Genomic DNA, 20,903 nt, shown 5'->3' with positions numbered 1-20,903 from the left:
CACGCGTGTTTCGCCTGCATTATCAGCAGTGAGGCACCGGTTGACCGGGGCGGTTGCGCGCAGTCGTTCATACCGACGGTCTTACGCACAAAGCTGTGTCGAAAGTCTTGAAAACATGGGTCGATTCCAAGGCAGCCGGGATTGAAGGCGTTGCCAGCAGGCCAGCAGGGCGTTAGCGGGGCCACATGACAAGCTTACCTGTCTGGGTCCATTCGGAACGATCGGCGGATGATATCGCATACCAACCGGTGGGCGATAGCGAGCAGGCGCGTGCAGCGCGGCTGATCAGTCCTGAGACCGCCCAGAACTTCCTGCACGCGCGCAATGTGATGCGCAAGCTGGTGGCCGATGAGTGCGGACTCGCGGCCGATGAGGTGCAGCTTCGTGCCTATGACGATGCTCGTTCATCGGTGAAGGGCATTGATAAGATTAGTGTTTCCTGGTCACGATCAGGTCCGCACGCCTTCGCAGCCCTGCTGCGCGACGGACGCGTCGGGGCGGATATCGAACAGCTGCGGCCGCTGAATACCGGACCAGTTTTGCAGATGATTGCAAACGAGGACGAGCGCCGCGTCCTGGAGACGCTGGGCAATGGTGATGCGGCGCTTTGCGGTTTCTACCGCCTCTGGTGCGCCAAGGAAGCGGTACTGAAATGGCGGGGAAAAGGCCTTCGCGGCGGGCCGAAATCCGTCGTGGTGCCGGGGCCTTTCATATCCGGCGAGAAACCAGACATGGATTTTGAAGAGGCGGGCCGGCAAGTGCACCTGAAGGCCATACAGCCTTCAGATGACTGGGTCGCTGTGCTGGCCTTCAGCGGCTGAAAACGGATTTGAACATCCAGCCAGCAAGCGACTTGCCGCTGGTGTGACGCTCATCGCGCATGTCGAACACCATCAGCGCGACCGTTCCGAAGGGCGCTGCCTCAATGCCTTCCTTCATCACGTCGAAGCCCATCGAGGCGTAGAATTCCCGCATGCTTGGCTCGGCCAGGATTGCGATGTAGCGGCGGTTTTCCTGCGCGACGAAGTCGAGGATGGCGCGCATGACAGGGCCGAGGGTCTTGGAGCCGCGCCGATCGGGAGCGGTGACGAGCTTGGACACGATAACCGCCCCATGGTCCGGGCGGGGCAGGGCATGACGAAGATCAAAAACCGAAAATCTTTCAGGGGCCTGCAGCGGATCAACTGGGATGACCTGCGCGCTGGAGACAAGCTCTGCGCCATCGAAAAGCGCGAAGGTGACACCGAGCGTATCGGTCTCGTCATAGAGCATGCGCGCTTCGTGGTCGGCGCCTTTCATGGCGAACTGCTTTTCGGCGCAATAGACCCTGTAGCGCAGGTGCTGAACCAGCGGGCGCGTGCGATCATCCACCACGATCAGTTCGATATTACTCATACGCATCATCCATGACGGCCCATGCGCGGGCTTTGGAATCGAAGCGCAAAGCGTAACGGTGGCGGCCATCCGGTCCAATGGCGAATGGCGGCTCGTAGCGGACTTTGCGCGGGTGGATCCCCCATTTACGGGCGAAATGTTCCTTCACGGCGACGGCCCGGACGAGCTCGCTGCCGGTTAGTCCTTCGCAGCCCCAGGCGGTGGCGACGGTGCCGGGCAGCCAGTCGCAGGCGATGACATCGGCGGGGGAAAGCCGCGTGCATGTCCCGTCAAAGCGGCTCAGCGGGGCGGGATGGTCGTTGCTGGCGCCCGTCAGAAAATCGCGCCGTTCCAGCGGGTTAAGCGTTGCAAGCGGGCCTTTCGGATAGGCCTTCTCGATCAGGTCGAGCCGTGCCCAGAGATCGCTCCCGAGGAAAGCCTCGATCGTCACGGGCAGGTCGCCGGTTGCCGGGTCGCGCTGGCCGGGGACGCCGCGGATGACGAGCGCTCCGGTCTCCGGCAGGTCAGAACAGATGATCAGGCGTTCGATGCGGACGGGATAGATCGCGCAATCCTCCACACCATCGAACCACACTTCCGGGCGCTCATGCGGCGGGCCATGGACCAGCGCATCGAGGATGACGGCGTCGAAGGCATCCCCCGGACTGGCGGCCAGCGACAGGTCCACCACCGCCTCGAATCCCCTGGCGTCACGGCGCATTTCGGTGACCGGCCTGAGGCCGGGCCCATGAAAAAGATCGGCTGTTTCATACGGGTCGGGCAGTGGTTTTCCGTGATCAGCCTCGAGCAGGCGCGGGGCAGACGGACGGGTGCGGCCGACAATTGTTCCAGAGGAGAGAATGCGGAAAGCCTGGTCGGGCTGGTCTGCATCCCGCCCCCTGAGCCGCGCAGCGCCATCCGCGCCAACATGGGCTTCGACAAACAGGCCAGCCTCCGTCACATTCGCCCACTGGCGAGGCGAAAAGCCATTGATTTCAATGGGGTAGGATTTGACGTTCCTTGTCCAGGCTTGCCGCAGCAGCATGCCGGCCTGTGAGAGAAGCGGAAGGGCCGGGACTGTATGGGTTGGGCGATGGGCACCGACCCAGGCCGGATAGGAGGGTCTTAAAACAGTACAATTCCGGTATGATTCCAGTCTGGTTCTGGCGCGAAGGCGGACGCTCATGCCGCGCATCTCGTAAATCCGCAGACCATCGACCCAGAGAGATCCCGTCCCGAGGATGATCGTCTCTTCATCCCCCGTTTCGACCCTGTCGATTTCCACGGTTGCCGTCACCTGTTTCGCCGTGGGTGTAACCTGGCCGCGATAGGTCCAGGTGACTTCTTCACCGGGCGCGATCGGTTCCCAGACGGGATGGTCGAAACGCTCCCCCAGCCCTTTCAGGTCACCGGCACGGGCGAGCAGCTGAACGAGCATGTCGAGGCCGAGAGAACCCGGCTGGACAGGATCGGAGAAGAAGTGCGCCCTGAAATACCACGCATACGGATCAACGCTCTGGCGCGCGCGGATGCGGCCGAGGCCGCTGGCCCCGCCGTCAGCCTCGAACCGGTCGATCAGGTCGAACAGGGCCAGCCGGCCGGACGAGACCGGCAGGCGGGTCGCTTCCTCGCTGGGCGGATCGGCCGGCGCGTCGAGGAAGGCCCGGGCCTCGTCGCTTGATTTCAGGCCCGCCTGTGCGGCGAGCGAGGCCTTGGTGAAGAATCCGAAGCTCGTCTCCAGCGACACCACGGGCGTTCCGTCGGCGAGCGTCGCCTCCAGCTCGAAGAAAACGATCGTCATCGGCCCGACGCGCGAGCAGCGGGTTAGTGTCGTCCGGGTGCGGATTGTCCCGTCGCCGGGTTTGATGTGCCGGGCCGTTGTGCCCCTGCCGTCGAGGTTGCGGAACCGCGTTTCGCCTGAAAGGGCAAAGCCTGAATAGGAGGCCAGCCAGCCGCAGGGCTGCAGGATGACCTCGGTCAGCACCGAGAAGGGCATCGTGCCCGAACCGCCGTCGAGGAAGTACCAGGCGTCGGGCGGCACATCGTATTCGGCAATCGCCGTCAGCCCGGCTTTCTGCTGGCCGGACGGGCCTGTGACAGAGAGGACGCGGCTGACCATGTGGTAGGGCGGTTGAGGCAAGCGTGGCACGGCGCCGCGCGTGTCGAATGGCGCATACATCGAGCCGAAGGCGTTGCTTGGTGCACCGGAGCCGCATTCGATCATGGCCGCCTCGTCACCGCGCACATCGCACTCGTCATTGACGTAGTGCGGGATGTTGGCCGCCTTTTTCATCTGCGGCCAGGCGCGGCGCAGGCGTACGCCAAAGCGCGGGCAGTAGAACACTTTCCGACCATCGGACCGTGCCAGAAGGCTTGCGAAAACAACAGGTTCTTCGCCATCGATCACCTCGTCCACAAAGACCTCATAGGTCACGTCATGGTCGGCATCGGGGATCACCTGGCCGCGGCAATAGAAGGTTGCCGCCTCGCCGGGCATGGGCTCGAAGACATGGCTGTCGCGGTCGATGGTCAGGCCCATGGCGGCGGCGGTGAATTCCAGCGCCTGTACGGCGGCTTCGGCCATCAGCGTGCCCGGCATGCAGGGGTCTTCATGGAAATGCCCGTCATAGAACCAGGCGTCCTTAGGGACCGATTGGTCCGCTTTGAGGTAACCGCGCTCCCACGGCCCGCCCTCCGGCTCGAAGGTCTCGACTGTGTCGAACAGGGCAAGCCGGCCACCCGGCAGGCGGGCTGGCCGGGTCTGCGGCGCGGCGCGCTCGAAGCCATCACCGAAGCAGCGGAAGGTATCGCCGGCACGAAAGGCCGCCACATCGGCGGCGCTGAAGGTGCGTTTCGCGCTCGGGGCCGTCCGGTCCAGAACGGGGTCTGCCGTTGGTGCTCCGTCGGTGCCGGCATCCCAGAGCACGCCCTTCGAATTGGCCAGTTCCTCATCAGTGAAGAAGCCGGCCTGGCCGTTGCGGACGGACAGCACCAGCCGGTCATCGGCATAGCCGTCATATTCGAAGAAGAACATGCGAACGCCAGAGAGTTCCGCATGCCCCTTGATCGATATCTGGAAGCGGACCGTTTCGCCGACCTTTGGCAGGCCGCCCTCATGGAAGGTCAGCTCGCAGCCGAGCAGGCGGTAAACGCGGTCCGAACAGTTCAGCATGTCCGCGCCCATCCATGAGATGAGGGCGAGATCCGCCTGTCCGGCCTCGATCAGTGGGCCGGGGCGCAGGCGCCCATCGCTGACGGCCCAGTGACCCGCGGTGACGTCGGTTTCGGTCCAGATCGTGCCCTTGCCCTGCACCAGCGCTTCGGCGTCGATGCCGGTAATCCGGTCGCAGAGCAGCAGCGGCGGGCGCGGCATGCGCACCTGCCTGCGGAACCCGTCCTGCGCTGCGAACTGGTCGCCGAAGACCTCGGAGATATTGCCCGCTGCGGCCTGTTCCAGCTCGGCGCGTGAGAAGGCAGGGCCGGTTGGCGTGCGGCGCTCAAGCGGTTGGACCGGGCGTTTTGCGACCGGTGCAGGCTTGGGGGCCACGCGGCGTAGCGGCGCGCGGTCTGGCCGGTCGAGGACCGCCGTCCCGGCGCCGCCTGCCGGGCGCGGAGCGGTCCAGTCTGTGCCGGGTGCAGGCGGCAGCACGCGGCCTGTCATGGGTTTGACCGGCGGCGGCATGAAGGGCTTCAGCGCTGTCTTTGGTGCGAGCGGCAGTTGCCTCTGGCCACCCCGCCGCCTGGGCAGGACAGGTGCGGTCGGATGCGCCGGGAAGGTCAACTCGTCTAACGCCTTTGTCCGAAGACGGATGGCATTGTTGCGGGCATCGCTGAGGCGCGTTTTCAGCCAGTCTATGTCGACACCATGCCCGGCAGCGAAGACCGTCGCCGCAACGGCTGCGATGTCGTTCTGCGCGGGCTGGCCGAACCGGTCCATGGCGACGGCCTGAACGCCCTCACCCAGCGTCTCGCGGATGGCGCCGGTCAGCGTGTCGCGCGGGCCGATCTCGATGAATGTTCGCACGCCGTCCGCATGGGCCTGCGCAAGCGTCTTCGGGAAGTTGACCTCCGCAACGGCCTGCCCGGTCAGCATGTCTGCGACCATGTCCGCGTCAGGCGTGTAGGCGCCATTGATTGCGTTGGCATAGAATCGCACGCCCTTCGGCGCCTTCGTCCTGCGATGGTGCAGCCGGCGCCAGGTCTGCTCGTAAGAAGCCATCATCGGCGTATGCACGACAAGGTCATGCGGCACGCGGATGGCCTGTCCGCCGAGCTGTTTCAGCACGCGCTGGCAGGCGCCCGCATCGCCGGCGATGACGCCGTCGCTCGGGCTGTAGAGGATGGTGAGGTCGCAGCGCGGCTCGCTCGCGAGGGCCGCACGGAAATCACGCTCGGCGGCGCGGACGCGCCACGTCTCCCAATGAACCGGTGCGTCATCCTTCCAGGCCGCCTGCGCTGTTTTGAAGGCGCCGGCGAGATCGTCGGTGTACATGCCGCTCTCGCCAATCGTGCCCATCAGCCCGTCGGCATCGGCCCACGCCCCGAAGGCGATGAGCGAATTGGTCTCGCCGGAGGAAAGCCCCATCGCAACGGATGGCTTCATGCCAAGCAGCCTGGTCAGCAAGAGATGCTGGGCCTGGGAGATCAGCGTGGTGGCGCGCAGCTGGTCGTAGGCGGGCGCGAGGTCGCTGGCGAGCAGGCGGGCAACATGCTGCGCAGCCGGGAACTTCGCCGTCATCATGGGGCCAAGCTCGGGGACACCGGCAAACAGGCCCTGACCCATTCCGGAATAGGCCGCCGCTGCGCCGGTAAAGACGAAGGCGAGATCGCCAGCCGGCTTGCCCGCGCCATAATGTATGCCATCGCCAGACGGGTCGTGCCCAGCCTTGAGAGCGGCAATAGCCTTGCTGCGCTGGTCGGCGAGGGCTGTTTCATCGTTTGCGATCAAGGCGATGCGGCACGCTCCCGATGTGCCCTGTTGGCCAATATCTATTGCCTTGGCCAGCGCTTCAGGCGTCGCGGCGCCATAGGTTTCCAGCAGCGGTGCCGGGCGCAGCAGGTCGGGGGCGGGCTTGGGGCTCGCCTTGAGCTTGAGCTTGCCGCCGGACAGCTCGATGCCGCGTGCGTCGCGGTAGAGTTCCGGGGCAAGGCCGTCGCTCTCCAGCCGGTGGCCGCGCGCGGCGAGTTCCGTTTCCACGGCCAGCCGCGCAAGCCCGCCTGCTGCATGTGAATGGCCGTAGAGCCGCTCGAGCAAAGTGTCCGGGGCCGGTTTGCCGGTGAGCTTGAGCGCCTTGAGGGTGACACCGTCCGCTTCGCCAACGCGTTTCAGGATCAGCGCCGCCGCCGCGTCTCCGCCGCTCTCGCCTGTGGCCGCTTCGTGCACCGGGTCCGCCGAGAGGTCGGCCGCAGCGACAATCGCGGCATCGATCTCTCCCGCCTCAAGCGCCCGCATGGCCAGCTCCAGCGCGCGCAGGCCGGAGGCCTCTTCCTCCATCACGGCAAAGCCCTGGGCGCGCCAGTCGCCGCGTACATTGATGCGGTTGGCCGAGACATTCGGCATCGCGCCCAGCACGTCGCCAGCCTTGAGCGGCGGGGCGACGCCATTGCGCGCGGCATCCGTCTCCGGCGTCTGCGGGTCGAGGCCGAGCCGTTTGGCAATCCGCGCGCGCAGCATCCAGCGGGCCGCTTCCGGCGCGCAGGCAAAGCCGGTGAACACGCCGACGCGAGCGCCGTCTTCCAACGGATGGCGGGCGAGGGCTTCGTCGACGGCGTCATAGAGCGCAAGCTGCTGGCCTTGTGCCGCGCCAAGCTCTGACGGCGGTGTGCGCAGCGGCTTCGGACGAGCGGTCACCTCGGACATCGGCCCGCGCGGCTGCTTCGGTGGACGCGCGAGGCGTTGCAGCACCGCCGTCACACCCCGGTCAGGCCCCATGCAGAGGCCGGTGGCGCAGATCACGGCTTCGGTCTTTGCGGCCTTGCGCTTGCGGGCCTTCGGGCGCGTGCCGTCATCGGCGGCGAGGATCAGGTGGGCATTGTTGCCGCCAAAGCCGAAATTGCTGATGGCTGCGATGCGTGGGCGATCCTTGGGCCAGGCCGCTTTTTGCGCTGGCACCGTGGTCGAGCCGGCAAACCCGTCCAGCGCTTCGCCATCGAGCCGCGTTGGCGGGATGACGCTCTCATTGATCGCAAAGCTCATCTTGATCAGGCTGGCCAGGCCGGCGGCCGTGATGAGGTGGCCGAGATTGCCTTTCAGGGAGCCGATGGGCAGGCCTTCGACACCTGCAAAATGCTTCGCCGTCGCCATCAGCTCGACCTTGTCGCCCGTCGGCGTTCCGGTGGCATGGGCCTCGATGAGGCCGATGTCGCGGGACGGATCCAAGCCAGACATCGCCCATGCCGCCGCCATCGCTTCGGCCTGTCCGCCTTCATCCGGCGCGAGCAGCGATTTGCGGCGGCCATCATTGGAGAGGCCGATGCCGCGAATGACGCCGTGTATGGTCTCGCCAACCGTGCAGTCGGCCAGCCGTTTCAGGACGACAGCGGCGGCCCCTTCCGCCGGGACGAGGCCATCGGCGCCCTTGACGAAGGGCCGCGAGCGCCCGCTCGGGCTGAGCGCATTCAGCGCCGAGAAACCCTGGTGAAGGATGAGATTGTCGGCCCCGTTCACGGCTGCTGCCACCGCGACATCGAGCGAGCGATCCTGCAGCCGGTCGCAGGCGAGTTTCACCGCATAGAGTGAGGAGGCGCAGGCGGCATCGAGGGCGAAGGCCGGCCCCTTGGCGCCGAGGGCGCGGGCCAGCAGCCGGGCCGGTCCGCCCGTATTGAATCGGTTGAACGGGTCGATGCCGGACGTGCCGTTTTCCCAGACATCGCTCGCAAAATCGCTCAGCGCGCGGCTCGGATACCCGAGATTGCCGGCGATCACACCGAGCTTCTTTCGCTTCACTTTCGGCGCGCCGGCATCAGCCCAGGCCTCGTGTCCGGCATAGAGCAGCCACTGGAAAAGCGGATCGAGACCGGCGGCATCGATCTCGCCGAGGTCAAAGGCGGATGGGTCGAAGACGGTTTCGAAACCGGAGACGAACCCACCGCGATAGCCCATGGCCTGCTGCTCACTGTCGGTGACGCCCCATTTTCCGGGCGGTGCGGGCGAGAGCAGGTCGCGATTGTCGAGGACCGCGTCCCAGAGCGCGGCAGGCGACAGCGCGCCGGGCAGGGCGCAGCCCATGCCGACAATCGCGATCGGTTCGAAGTCCCGATCAGCCATGCGCGATCTCTGATCCGACGATCAGTTCGACCGGGCAGCTGCTACCGGCGAGCACCGCATCGGCGAAGAGCCGCGCACCAGCATCACGCGGGATGAGCGCCACGCCCATTTCGGCGAACTTCGCTTTCAGGCTGTCATCGACCATGCCGCCATCCCAAGGGCCCCAGCCGATCGAGGTGACCGCGGCATCCGGATGCGCAGCCTTCAGCCAGTGCGCCATCCGGTTCAGGATCTCATTGGCCATGGCGTAGTCGGCCTGTCCGGCATTGCCGTAGCGCGCAGCGACCGAGGAAAAGAAGGCGATGGTCTTCAGCTGGCCGGTGTCGAGCACGGACATGAGCGCCTCGAGCCCGGCAATCTTCGGTGCGAACACCGTTTCGACCTGCGCACGCGTCTTCTCGCGGATCAGCTTGTCGGCCAGCACGCCCGCGCCATGGACGAGGCCGGTGACGGGCCCAAGGGTCGACTGAGTATTGTCGAGGGCCGCCTTCAGCGCGGCCGGGTCAGCCACATCCGTTGGAACGTAAAGCGCCTGTCCGCCGGCCTGTTCGATGGCCGTCAGCGTGGCGCGGATTTCGGCGCCCGAGAGCAGGGCGCGGGCTTGCTTGTTCAGGGCAGCAGGCGAGACTTTCTCTCCCTTTGCCTTGGCGCGGGCAGCCAGCGCGCCGCGCAAGGCCTTCTCATCCAGGCCCGCTTCAAGATCGTCTGGCCAGGGCGTAATCGCCGAACGCCCGAGCAGGGCAAAGCGTGCTTTCGTCCGTGCCGCCAGTTCGATGATGCAGGTCGCCGTCACACCGCGCGCGCCGCCGGTCACCAGGATGACATCCTGCGGGCCGATCAGGCCGGGCCGGTTGCCGGGCAGTGTGAGCAGGCCATCGGTGGGGACCAGCCGGCCCTGCGCCGAGAGGCCGACGCAAGGCGCCGCACCACCACTCAGCAACTCCTCGATCAGCCTGTCCGCCGCCGGCTTCAGGCCGAGTCCGGAAATATCGATATCGATGGACCGGACCGTCGCCTTCGGGAATTCGCGCATGGCCGTGCGGGCAAGGCCTGTCAGGCCGCCGCGCCAGGCGCGATGGTCGAGCGGTTGGAAGGCTCCGCCTGTGTCCTGTAGGAGGACCAGCGTGCCACCGCGGGCTTCGAAGCGCTTCGCCTCGGCCGAGAGGGCTTCGAGCGCGCCAGCGTGGCAGTCGAAGGTGGCACCGGCAAGGCCGTGGGCCAGCACCAGCGCGTCTGCTTTTCCGGAGGGCGCTGTGACCTCGCGGACCACCAGTCCGGCTTCGAGCATGGCCTGGACGAAAGCCTGCCCAATCTCGGCGTCATTGCCGACATATTCGATCAGCCGCGCGTCGCGAAGACCGGGGGTTACCCGACCGATGGCGGCTTGCGGCTCATAGTTAACAGCGCGCAGTGCCAGCGCGTCCGCGGGCTTGGCAATGTCTGCGACGGGGCGGGCAGCGCGTTCAGGCGCCGGCGCGCCCCCTAGCCAAAAAAATCGGCGATTTTCCGGATCGACCGGAGCTCTGCAATCTGTTCGGGCTCGACTTCCGGCAGGTTCGGCATCGCCTCGCGCAGGGCTGAGAGGATTTCCACCTGCTTGATGGAATCCACGCCAAGCTCGCCTTCAAGGTCCATGTCGTCTTCCAGCATTTCAGGCGGATAGCCGGTCTTGTCGGCGATCAGGCTGCGGACCAGCTCGGCCATGTCGCCTTGCGGGGCCGCGGCGGGCGCGGGCGATGGCGCGGCAGGGGCTGCTGGCGCCTGGGCCGGCGCGGCGTGGTAACCATTGCCATTCCCGTTGCCATTGGTGTGGTGGCCGTTTCCATTGCCGTTGGGCGCAGGTGCGGCGGGGCTGCCGCCGCCGGGGGCGAGGAAATCGGCAATCTTGCGGATCGTGCGCAGCTCGGCGATCTGCTCAGGCTCGACTTCCGGCAGGTCCGGCATGCTCTCGCGCAGGGCCGAGAGGATTTCGACCTGCTTGATGGAGTCGACGCCAAGCTCGCCTTCTAGATCCATGTCGGGTTCGAGCATGTCGACTGGATAGCCGGTCTTCTCGGCGACGAGGGATGCGACGAGGCCGCTGAAGTCCTGCGCAGGCGCTGCGGCTTGCGGTGCCGGGGCGGCCGCGGCTGGTGCAGCGGGCGCCGGGGCGGGCTGAGGCGTAGGCGCCGGCGGTGTTGGTGCTGGCTCGGGCGCGGCCGCAGCAGGCGCTTGCGGCTGGGCCTGCGGGGCCGGCGTTGGAGCAGGCGCCGCAGCCGGGGCAGGCGGCGGTGCGAGCTGGCGGCGTTGCTGCGGGGCGTGCTCAATGAGTTGTCCCGCCGAGGCCGCGCCAAGGAGGCTTGCACTTGCCTGCAGGTATTGCGCATGAGCCGCACGCAGTGCCTCGATATAGTCGGCATGGGCCGCGGACATATTGGCATGGATGCGCTCTGCAGCGTCGCTGGCGGGAGATGTGGGCTGGGTCACGGTGGTGGCTCCTGAGGGAGAGTGTGTCGGTGTCTGCGGTGTAGCGGCCAGGTCGGGCGAGCCGGGCTGGCTGGGCTGCGGTGCGGGTCTGGAGACCGCTTCTGGCGAGGCGCGTGTTTCAGCCTGGGCGGGCTGTGGCCGGGCCGGATTGGGCGGTGGCAGGTCTGCAGCGCCGCCAGCGGGCGGATAGGGCTTCTTGTAGTTTGCGCCGGTCAGGTCGATTGCATGTTTCGAGCGCGGTGCGCGCGGCTGGGGCGGCGGCATGTTCGCAAACAGCGCCTTGAAGTCGACCTTGTGGCCAAGCACGGCAAGCCTTCCGAGACCGGCGAGGAAGGCGGCGAGCCCGTCGCCCTTGCGGTCATCCAGCGCGACGGCGTTGGCTTTGCCCGGCAGGATCTGCCCAACCAGCGCGGTGAGCACTGTGCCGGGGCCAGCCTCGACAAAGGTCGTCACGCCGTCTTCGGCCATCGCCTCGATAATGGAGCGGAAGCGGACCGGGCTCTCGATCTGTGTCGCCAGCACGTCGCGCTGCTTGGCATAGGCGAGCGGATAGCGCTTTGCCGACACGTTCGCATAGACCGGGAAGCGCGCCTTGGCGAAGTCGACCTTGTCCAGCGCCTTGCGGAACGGATCGACCGCGCCGGCGACAATCGGCGAATGGAAGGCCGAGGCGACCGGCAGGCGGCGCGCCTTGATCCCGGCGGCCTCGATCGCGACACGCGCCGCCTCGATGGCCTGCACGGGGCCGGAGAGGACAGTCTGGGTCGGCGCATTGTCATTGGCGATAACGACGTCCGGATGGCTTTCCAGGATGGGCGCGAGGGTCTCTGCGGCAGCCTGGGTGGCGAGCATTGCGCCTTCATTAGACGCAGCAGCCTTCGCCATCAGGCTGGCGCGCTTGTGGGCGACGGTGAGTGCGTCTTTCGTACTGAGCGTGCCGGCCGCCTGCAGCGCCATGATCTCGCCGAAGCTGTGGCCGGCGGCCATGTCGGGGCTGACCCCGGCCTTGTCGAGCACGGCGAGCACGGCCAGCGATGCGGCGGCGAGGGCAGGCTGCGCGTTTTCCATCGCGGTCAGCCGGTCGGCCTGCTCGACGGCGGCTTCGGGCGTGAACGCCGAGGGCGGGAAGGCGAGATTGTGCAGCGCCTGCTTGCCGGTTTTCTTGTGGCTGGCGGCCATGTCCCAGGCGGCGCGTGCTTCGGGGAAGGCGAGCGCAAGATCCCGGCCCATGCCGACATACTGGCTACCCTGGCCGGGCATCAGGAAGGCCAGCTTGCCCGGCTTTGCAGCAGAAAGTGAGACGCTGACCCCCTTTGGAAGCGGCGCCTTTTCGGCCTGTCCCGAGCTGATTAGCCAGGCGAGCTTTCCGGCCTTCTCGGCATAATCCTCATTGTCGCTCGCGACGATGGCGGCGCGGCAGGCTGCGTCCGGATCGAAGGCGGCGTGCGTCTCCGTAGCGATGATGGCGAGGTCTTCCTCATGCTCGAGGCGCTGGGCCACGGCTTCGAGGCCGGCTTCGAGGCTGGCCGGTGTATCGCCGGAAATCATGAAGAGTTCAGATGACAGGGTGCGCTCGGGCAGCGCGGCATTCGGCCCGTCATACTCTTCAAGGGTGATATGGAAGTTCGAGCCGCCAAAGCCGAATGAGCTGACGGCGGCGCGGCGCTTATGGTCCGATTTGCGAACCCAGGGGCGCAGCTCCCGGTTGGCATAGAAGGGTGAGCCTGCCAGCGCCGGGGCGGGTGCATCGACTTTCAGCGTCGGCGGATAGGCCTTGCGGTTGAGTGCCATTACGGTCTTTACTAGGCTGGCCGACCCGGCGGCCGCCTTGGTATGGCCGATCTGCGACTTCACAGAGCCGATGGCGCACCAGGGCTCATCGACCGCCTCGCCATCCGGCGAGAAGACGAGTTTCAACCCGGCAAGTTCCGCCGCATCCCCAGCCTTGGTGCCTGTGCCATGCGCCTCGACAAGTTCCACGGTGCGTGGATCGTACCCAGCCTGTACGTAGGCCCGGCGCAGCGCCCTGGCCTGGCCCTCGGGCAGCGGGGCATAGATCGCGGTGGCGCGCCCGTCCGAACCGGCGCCAATCCCCTTGATGACGGCATGGATGCGGTTGCCATCGCGCTCGGCATCTTCCAGCCGGCGCAGGGCGAGAATGCCGATCCCTTCGCCCAGCATCGTGCCGTCGGCCTTGTCCGAGAACGGCCGGCAGTCTTCGGTGGGCGACAGGGCCGGCGTCTTGGAAAAGCACATATACATCAGGATGTCGTTCAGCGTGTCGACGCCGCCGGCGAGCACCATGTCACTGTCACCCGCATGCAGCTCATGCAGCGCGACCTGCACCGCTGACAGAGATGAGGCGCAGGCTGCATCGGTCACATAGTTTGCCCCGCCAAGATCCATCCGGTTAGCGATGCGTCCGGCGACGACATTGCCGAGCAGGCCCGGAAAGGTGCTTTCCTTCCACTCGGAGAAATTGGACTCGATCCGGCTGGCAATATCCTGGACCTGGTCTTCCGGCAGGCCAGCTTCGCGCAGGCCCTTGATCCAGGCTGGCCGCTGCAGGCGCCCGGACATGTGGCCGACAAGCTCGGTCGCCGAGGCGACGCCCAGCACGCAGCTGGTGCGCGAGCGGTCGATGACGCCGTTCGATGCGGCTTCGGCTTCATCCAGCGCCTGCTGGGCCACGATCAGCGCCAGAAGCTGGGCGGTATCTGTTGCCTCGATCTGGTTCGGTGGAATGCCGAAGGCGAGCGGGTCGAACCCCTTGGGCGAAAGGAAGCCGCCGCGCCGGCCATAGGTGCGGTCCTTCGTGCGCGGGTCAGCGTCGTAATAGTCCTCGATCAGCCAATGGGTCGGCGGAACCGGCCCCAGCGTGTCGACGCCCTCGGCGATATCGCGCCAGAATCCGAGCGTATCACCGCGTCCCGGAAACATGGCGCCCATTCCGACTATCGCGATATCGGCGGGCTTCTTGCTCATGCTGCTCATTCTGACCAGCCTCTCACTAATCAAAGGTTACTCAAATAGGCCTGCCTGGTAACTAAATGCTGACGCAGGCACATCGTGTCCGGTGGCGCGCAAGCCTTGCATCCTCGTTAGATGCGCCGCGCCATCCAGCAGGTTCCAGGCAATCTGGCGGACCGTCCGGTTCTCCAGCGGATCGAGCGGTGTGCCCTTCACCCACTCGTTGAACGCGCCCATGGCCGGGCCGCACCAGATCTGGAAGTCGCGAAGCCGCGCCGTCTTGCCGTCGCGGGCCCATTGCGCCCCGAAGAAGAGATAGCGGCGGAAGACAAGCGCCATCTGGCGGCGCGGGTCTGCTTCGGCGAGCGCCAGTTCCCTGGGATTGGCGCCCTGCATATAGGCTTTCGTTCGTGCCCAGGCGGCCTCGAAACTTTCACCGAGCGCAGTCTCTACAAATTTCCGTTCGTTCGGCGTGCACGCCTCGAAGCCTGCGCGCGTCTTGTAGATTTCCCACATCCGCTTGCCGCGCATCGCGAAGAGCGTACCGCGCTTGAGAACCTGTACTTCGACGCCCTGTTCGAACATGTCAGCGGCGGGCGCCATGGCGACGTCGGCCGGGCCGGCCTCGGCGAGCAGCTTGCGGCCCGCCAGCGACAGGCCGGACTCGACGGCAGCCTGATTGACCGAGCCGGTAAGAATGTAGGCCGCGCCCATCTGGAAAGCGGCGGCGGCCGCCCATGGCGTGCCGATGCCGCCGGCCAGGCCGATCCGGATATCGTTCGCGGATAGCCCATGTTCGGCGCAGACGTCTTCGCGCGTGCGTAGAAGTGACGAAAAGAGCGGCCCGGCAGGGCGGTTGTCGGTATGACCGCCGCTATCGGATTCGCCGGTGATGTCGGCCGCGACAGGGACCTGTCGGGCGAGTTCGGCCTGCTCGGCCGTGATGTCACCGGCTGCGGCGAGGTCCTGCAGCAGCTTGCTTGGGGCAGGCGCCATGAAGTGTTTCGCGACCTCAGCGCGCGACACCTTGGCGAAAACATGCGTCGACCGGGCGATGCGGCCATCGGCGCCGCGCGAAAGCCCGCGTGCACTGTAGCGGACAATCTCTTTCGACAAGGTCATGAAGGCGGATGCCGAGACGCGGGTCACGCCGCGCTCAAGAAATAGATCGACAACGGCGCGCTCATAACCGGGCTGCTGCGGCGAGTGGATGAGATTGGCGCCCCAGGCGGACGCGCCCTTGCCGAGGCCGGCTTCGATCTCGTCAAGGCCGGCGGCAATTGTCTCTGGCCGGAGGCCAGCGCTGCCATAAAAGCCGACAAGCCCGGCCCTGACGGCTTCCACGACCATGTGCGGGGTCGCGATCCCGCGCGCCATTTCGCCGACGACATAGGCAAAGCGGCTACCATGCTGGCGGGTGAAGGTCGGGTCTCCGAGCCACTCCGGGTGAACGGTGTAGGGGCCCGTCATGGCAGCGTCTTCAGCAAATGAGCGCCTGCCTTCAACCTTGCCGGTTGAGCCTTCTTTTCCCGAATGAAGTGACGGTGAGCTGATCACGTGACTTCGATTCCCCTTCTGGTTGCAAACCTATGCTGTTTTGCTGCTGCATAGCAATGCAAATTCCGCACAAGTACGGGCGGGCAGCGCCCAACTGCCGCATTTTCCGGCAGGACTGCCTGAAGGCTGCTGCATTCGTAATATCGATTACAGATTGCAGCTTGATGACACTAATTTGTCGACAAGCCCGTCATTGTTAGCCCCACGCACCGAAGGCGTGACAATTGGCGACCGAAATCCGCCGCACAAGTTCGCCCGAGAGACGAAGCGGTTCGATGATTTCCTTGTGGAGCTGATCGTAGCCGGCCGCGCTTGACCGGGCCTGCTCATAGCCCTGTTCTGAAACACCGGAGATCAGGGCTGTATCGTCACGGGACGCCGGATAGATGGTTTCGAGCATGTCCACCGCGTCGTCGATCTGCAGATTGAGCACCAGGCCGACAATATCCTCGAGGCTGGTGTCATGCCGGGTGGAGAGGTTCCGGAGCCGCCCGACCAGGCTGAGCGCATACATCATCACGGCTTGCCGGATGCCATGCAATGCATGGGTTTCCAGACGCGCTTCATGGCGCGCCTCGACGGATGGTGCATCGTCGAGCGAGGCCAGAAGCTGGTCGAAATGAATGAGATCGACCGCCAGCATGTTCGTGATCCGCTTTATGCTGGTATTGGTCTCGTAGCCGGTAAGCGATTGCGCCACACGGCGCAGCGCGTCGTCATGTTTGATCCGGCCATGCTTGGCGAGGGCCAGCCACACTTCCGGGTCGTAGACGTTCGCATAGCCGCGCAGCGAGGGCAGGCTGGTCAGCATGCGGGCCTGCGTCGCCAGCAGGACAAGCGCGTGCAGGCGTGGCGAGGCGTTGATGAGGTCTTTCAGCCGCTCGGTCTCGCGCGGCATGGCCGAACCGATCCCGCAGGCCGAGTTCAGCGGAACGCCGAGCTGCTGCAGCATCGCATTGTGCGAGATGGCGCGAATGGAGGACGGGCCGGAAATCCCGCCTGCGCGCTTGACCGGCCTCGACCCGGCCTTGACCAGGAAACCGGACGCAAAGCCGCCCAGAAGCTTGGCGTAGTCGCTTTCGCCGAACAGCGTCTCATGCCAGCTGCGCAGGGCGCGATAGGTGTCCCAGACAAAGTCCGTCTGTTCGTAGAACGGGTCGTTGCTGGCACTTTCGGTCGGCGAAAGGATGTGTTCGCAGAAGGCGGCATAGGTGGCCTGCGAGAGTTCCGGCGTGCCGAAATGCATGAAGCCGTCGCCGCCCTGGAAGCTGACCTCGTGCATCGGGTGCAGGCCGCGCCGCACGAGGCCCGCCCGGTTCCAGCGGGTCAGGAGGTGATCGAAGCGCTGCTCGAAACTGCCGGGATATGCCCCGCGGCCCATCGACTCGCCGTGCGTGTTGAAGAAGAGCAGGCCGACGCCAGGCAGCTTTTCACCGAGCGCCCGGCCGATCAGGTTGTGAATCCGCTCGATCGCCATATTGCCGGCGATCTGGCCGATAAAGCGGCCGGAGTCCGAAAAGCCGAGCTGGATGGAGAGATAGCCGCGCGCCTTCACATAGTCGATGAAGGCCGGCTCCTCCAGCAGGCGTTCAACGAACCGTCCGCCGGTTTCAAGCGCTTCCGGCGTCTCGAAGAGTGGTGAGATGTCGAGCGCATGGTCAACACCATACTGGCGGGCAAGGTGCAGCGCGCCCATGACGGTTGCGGGATTCTCGCTTTCGGCGATCAGGAACCGGATCGGGGAATCCGCATCGATATGTTTCAGGATCTGCGCGCACATCATGAACTGGCGGCGCGCGGTCGACTGCTCGAGGAACAGGTCGGCAAAGTTCACCGGGCGGATCTGGTTCGAGCCGGCCATTTCCGACAGCTGGCTCAACGCCTGGCGCCCAAGGTCATTGTCCTCGGTCTCAAGGTTAAGGTCACGCGAGAGGACGGTGCGCACCTGGGCAGCGTTGACCCGCAGGTGGATGCGGGCGGTGCCAAGGTGCAGGGCCTCGACTTCCGCGCGGAGCACCATGAGTTCGGCGGCGGCCGCATCGGGAGTTGCCGCGTCTGCGATCAGCGCATCGAGCGCGCGGGTGATTTCGGCGGAGCTCACCAGCTTGTCGGCGCTCTCGGCGGTGAGGAAGTTTGCGGCATCGACCAGGATTTCCGGATCGAAAAGGTCGCCCTCGAACCGCTTTGCCGCCTCGGCTGTGTGGGCGCGGGCGCTGGCGAGTTTTGCGCGCAGGTCCGAGAGCTTGTCGGCAGCTACCACCTCGGTGAGGCGCGACTCGTAATAGCCGAGCTGGGCTTCCTTTTCGTGCAGGCGCAGCGCGATGGATTGAGACCAGTGAATGTCGGTCCGGCCGTCCAGGTCATAGCCGACCCAGCTCGCAATCGTCGGCAGCACCGGGCGCAGCGCGCGCCACTGGTCCGGGAAGGCCTTCTGCGCGACTTTGAGGACGCGGCCGGCATAACTGCGCGCCGCATCGCGGGCATTGGCGATGGCCAGCTGGGCTTCTTCATGTTCGCTCAGCAGGGTGATCTGGTTCGGCCAGTCCCGGTTCGGATCGTTGGCAGCGGCGCGCAGGTCATCCCGGCTGGTCTCGTCATCGCTGGAGACATACGCGGCGAAGGCTTCCCTCAGGGAGCGGGACAGCGCGAAGGTCGGGTGGGCGGTGAAGACGATCCCGCCATGCGCCTTGCACGCGGCGGCGGTGAAAGCGTCGAGGCCCTCGCTGGCAGCCGCTTCAAGCCGGGCTTCGACGGTGCTCCACGGTGCGCCGCCGCCAACCTCGGCATGCTGCTTTCGGAACCGTTCGGCGCGGTCGCAGAGCAGCTGGAAGTGGATCGTATCGACAAGGCCGGTCAGTTCGTCCAGCGAGTGCGCGCCCGTATCAAGGTCCTGCAGCAGGGCCTGAGCCAGCGAGAAGACGGAATTGGTCAGCGGATCGGTACCGATCTCGCCCGCATAGCCGCGAAGCCTGTCGAGGAAGGCGTCTAGGTCGAGGGGCACGGGCGATGTCGTCTGGCCGTTCACGTCTGGCATCCGGTCTCCATTGAGTTGGTCGGGCAAGCATTGCCGCTACGTGACCCAGCAGTGCGTCGATGAGTGCAAAGCTGTCAAGCGCGGCGCCCGCATGGCTGTCCTGAATAACCGGGTGCGACCAGTTTGGTTGCACGACAAGAGGCTGGTTCGGAGGATTCTGTCTCCTTTCGCGATTGACGCCATGTCAGCATGGCGCTTCAGGCCAATCCATGGCTGTATAGGGTAGAAAAGCCCGCAAAGACGGGGCCGGAAAGGGGAGGATTAGATGCCCAGGCTGAAGCAGGTCGCCCGCAAGGATGCCGATCCGTTTGCGCAGAAACTCTATGACGTCCTGTTTGGCGACCGCGATCCGGTCGAGCAGCCAGGTACCGCGACAGGCACGCCGGGCAACTGGTGGACGGTGTTCGCCCTGGTCCCCGATGCGTTCAGGCATACGACGGAAGGCTTTCAGTTCTACCGGTCGAAGAACCGCAAGATCGACCCGAAGCTGCGCGAACTCGGCCAGATCCGGGCCGGTTGGGCGCGCGGGTCGCAATTCGTCTTCTCGCAGCATTGCAAGGCCTGCCGCGATGTCGGCCTGTCGGAGGAGCAGATCGAGGCGATCCCCCACTGGCCGGTCGCCGATTGCTGGTCACCCGTCGAGCGGGCCGTGCTGGCCTATACCGATTGTCTGGTCCTGCAGGGCGGACGCGTGCCCGATGGAATTTTTGACGCCCTCAAGGCGAACCTGTCGGACGAGGAAATCCTCGAGCTGACCTATGTGACGGCGACCTATGATATGCATGCGACAATGAGCCGGGCGCTGCGGCTGGAATATGACGATGTCGATGAGCGCATTGTCGAAGTCCCCGCGCCGGACGGATCGAGCGACGATGTGATGAGCATGGTCGACGACAAGAAGAAAAGGGAGGACTGAAATGGGCTATCATCACCTCGCGCTGGCGGCGCGTGACATCAAGAAGCTGCACGCCTTCTATGAGGGCGTGATGGGTTTTGAGCTTGTGAAGGTCGAGGTCGGCCCGTCACCGGGCGGCGGCTGGGCCAAGCACTTCTTCTACCGGATGGAAGACGACAACAAGTTCATCGCCTTCTGGGAAATGCACGACATGCCCGGGACGGAGAATTTCGAGTCCAACATCTCGAAAGCCGCCGGCCTGCCGGACCATATCAACCACATCTCCTTCGACGTGGCTGATGAGGCCGACTATGAGCGCCGCAAGCAGCAATGGCTCGGCGCCGGGCTGGATGTGATGGAAGTCGACCACAACTGGTGCAAGTCGATCTACACCAAGGACCCGAACGACAATCTCGTCGAATTCTGCCTGACCACGGGCAGCTTCAGCGAAGAGGACCGCAAGACGGCCCTGGCCGAGCTGGAGACCAAGGCCCCGAACTTCTCAAAGCCGCCGGCGAGCATGCAGGTTCACAAGGCAGAAAAGGCGGACGCCTAGAGCGACAGCCCGCCATCGACGATGAGCGTATGGCCGCACACATAGGCGGCGAGCGGTGACGCCAGGAAGATCGCCGCGCCCGCCATGTCGGACGGCTCACCGGCCCGGCCAACCGGTATGGCCCGCAGGGCACCTTCCATGCGCTTGGGGTTTTCCGTCGTCACCTTGGTGAGCTTGGTATCGACCAGCCCCGGCGCGAGGCCGTTCACGCGGATGCCGTCGCGCGCCCAGGCCTGGCCCAGTGTCTTGGTCAGGCTGATCGCCGCAGCTTTCGAGGCGGCATAGGCCGGGTTGCCAATATTGGCGCTGAGGCCGGAGATCGAGCTCACGATGATGATCGAGCCTTTGGTCTTCATGAGCATGTCGTGAAACTTGCGGGAGATGTGCATCAGGCTGTCGATATTGACGCTCATCACCTTGTCCCAGCCCGGCCGCTCGAATTCGGCGCGCTTGTAGGCCACGATACCCTGGCTCTGCACGAGCACATCGAGCGTGTCGAAGGTTGCCTTGGCCGCTTCGATCTGGTCGGGGTCGCCGACATCGACCTGCGTATAGGTGAGGCCTGACAGGTCGCTGCCGTCTTCGGCGCTATAGTCGCTTGCGCTGGCCCGCGTGCCCCAGACGTGCACATCGGCGCCGCGCGCCTTGAAGCCATGCGCGATACCGTTGCCGATGCCGCTCGAGCCGCCCACGACAAGCACAGTCTTTCCGGTGAAATCGGTATCCTCAACCATGTCTGGCCTCCCTGATTATCCTTTTTTTTGAAGTCGTAGCGTGTGTAGCC

General features: G+C 65.4%; 10 protein-coding genes. 3 read left to right on the top strand and 7 right to left on the bottom strand.

Annotated elements, in window-relative coordinates:
* Positions 1-185 precede the first annotated feature (185 nt).
* Positions 186-821, top strand: coding sequence for a 4'-phosphopantetheinyl transferase family protein (locus tag D1223_RS15830; RefSeq protein ID WP_119377413.1), 636 nt, complete (start codon positions 186-188; stop codon positions 819-821).
* On the opposite strand, the gene D1223_RS15825 is transcribed toward D1223_RS15830, so the two are convergent.
* The 6 genes from D1223_RS15825 to D1223_RS15795 form a co-directional block, all read right to left on the bottom strand.
* Positions 811-1,395 (bottom strand): N-acyl amino acid synthase FeeM domain-containing protein, encoded by a 585-nt coding sequence (locus tag D1223_RS15825; protein ID WP_119377412.1) that lies wholly within the window; start codon positions 1,393-1,395, stop codon positions 811-813. The genes D1223_RS15830 and D1223_RS15825 overlap by 11 nt on opposite strands.
* Complete coding sequence (locus tag D1223_RS15820; protein ID WP_119377411.1) at positions 1,388-8,641, bottom strand: beta-ketoacyl synthase N-terminal-like domain-containing protein; 7,254 nt, start codon at positions 8,639-8,641, stop codon at positions 1,388-1,390. The genes D1223_RS15825 and D1223_RS15820 overlap by 8 nt, the downstream gene beginning before the upstream one ends.
* Positions 8,634-9,929, bottom strand: a complete 1,296-nt coding sequence (locus D1223_RS15815; RefSeq protein ID WP_147372877.1) for an SDR family NAD(P)-dependent oxidoreductase — start codon at positions 9,927-9,929, stop codon at positions 8,634-8,636. Before D1223_RS15815 ends, D1223_RS15820 begins: the two co-directional genes overlap by 8 nt.
* Before the next feature lie 194 nt (positions 9,930-10,123).
* The gene (locus tag D1223_RS15805; RefSeq protein WP_158588516.1) at positions 10,124-14,092 is read right to left on the bottom strand and encodes a type I polyketide synthase; all 3,969 of its coding nucleotides are present in this window, start codon (positions 14,090-14,092) and stop codon (positions 10,124-10,126) included.
* 36 nt (positions 14,093-14,128) lie between these two features.
* Positions 14,129-15,547, bottom strand: coding sequence for a PfaD family polyunsaturated fatty acid/polyketide biosynthesis protein (locus D1223_RS15800; RefSeq protein WP_119377407.1), 1,419 nt, complete (start codon positions 15,545-15,547; stop codon positions 14,129-14,131).
* Positions 15,548-15,830: 283 nt separating this feature from the next.
* Positions 15,831-18,668, bottom strand: a complete 2,838-nt coding sequence (locus tag D1223_RS15795; protein ID WP_119377406.1) for a phosphoenolpyruvate carboxylase — start codon at positions 18,666-18,668, stop codon at positions 15,831-15,833.
* 265 nt (positions 18,669-18,933) lie between these two features.
* Here D1223_RS15795 and D1223_RS15790 point away from each other — a divergent pair, with 265 nt between their 5' ends.
* Both D1223_RS15790 and D1223_RS15785 read left to right on the top strand, forming a co-directional pair.
* Entirely contained in the window at positions 18,934-19,584 is a 651-nt protein-coding gene (locus D1223_RS15790; RefSeq protein WP_119377405.1) for a carboxymuconolactone decarboxylase family protein, read from the top strand.
* Position 19,585: 1 nt separating this feature from the next.
* On the top strand, positions 19,586-20,119 hold the full coding sequence (locus D1223_RS15785; protein WP_119377404.1) for a VOC family protein: 534 nt from the start codon (positions 19,586-19,588) through the stop codon (positions 20,117-20,119).
* Here D1223_RS15785 and D1223_RS15780 read toward each other — a convergent pair.
* The gene (locus D1223_RS15780; RefSeq protein ID WP_119377403.1) at positions 20,116-20,853 is read right to left on the bottom strand and encodes an SDR family NAD(P)-dependent oxidoreductase; all 738 of its coding nucleotides are present in this window, start codon (positions 20,851-20,853) and stop codon (positions 20,116-20,118) included. The genes D1223_RS15785 and D1223_RS15780 overlap by 4 nt on opposite strands.
* Positions 20,854-20,903 lie beyond the last annotated feature (50 nt).

This window comes from Henriciella mobilis (assembly GCF_003576285.1).
Taxonomy (GTDB): domain Bacteria; phylum Pseudomonadota; class Alphaproteobacteria; order Caulobacterales; family Hyphomonadaceae; genus Henriciella; species Henriciella mobilis.
Note: the sequence above shows the minus strand (reverse complement) of the source record. Positions and strands in the feature narration are given on the sequence as shown.

What these genes read in the sequence shown, in the direction of transcription:
- D1223_RS15830 (WP_119377413.1), top strand. Translation starts at nt 186, where the DNA reads ATGACAAGCTTACCTGTCTGGGTCCATTCGGAACGATCGGCGGATGAT.
- D1223_RS15825 (WP_119377412.1), bottom strand. Translation starts at nt 1,395, where the DNA reads ATGAGTAATATCGAACTGATCGTGGTGGATGATCGCACGCGCCCGCTG.
- D1223_RS15820 (WP_119377411.1), bottom strand. Translation starts at nt 8,641, where the DNA reads ATGGCTGATCGGGACTTCGAACCGATCGCGATTGTCGGCATGGGCTGC.
- D1223_RS15815 (WP_147372877.1), bottom strand. Translation starts at nt 9,929, where the DNA reads ATGCTCGAAGCCGGACTGGTGGTCCGCGAGGTCACAGCGCCCTCCGGA.
- D1223_RS15805 (WP_158588516.1), bottom strand. Translation starts at nt 14,092, where the DNA reads ATGAGCAAGAAGCCCGCCGATATCGCGATAGTCGGAATGGGCGCCATG.
- D1223_RS15800 (WP_119377407.1), bottom strand. Translation starts at nt 15,547, where the DNA reads ATGACGGGCCCCTACACCGTTCACCCGGAGTGGCTCGGAGACCCGACC.
- D1223_RS15795 (WP_119377406.1), bottom strand. Translation starts at nt 18,668, where the DNA reads ATGCCAGACGTGAACGGCCAGACGACATCGCCCGTGCCCCTCGACCTA.
- D1223_RS15790 (WP_119377405.1), top strand. Translation starts at nt 18,934, where the DNA reads ATGCCCAGGCTGAAGCAGGTCGCCCGCAAGGATGCCGATCCGTTTGCG.
- D1223_RS15785 (WP_119377404.1), top strand. Translation starts at nt 19,586, where the DNA reads ATGGGCTATCATCACCTCGCGCTGGCGGCGCGTGACATCAAGAAGCTG.
- D1223_RS15780 (WP_119377403.1), bottom strand. Translation starts at nt 20,853, where the DNA reads ATGGTTGAGGATACCGATTTCACCGGAAAGACTGTGCTTGTCGTGGGC.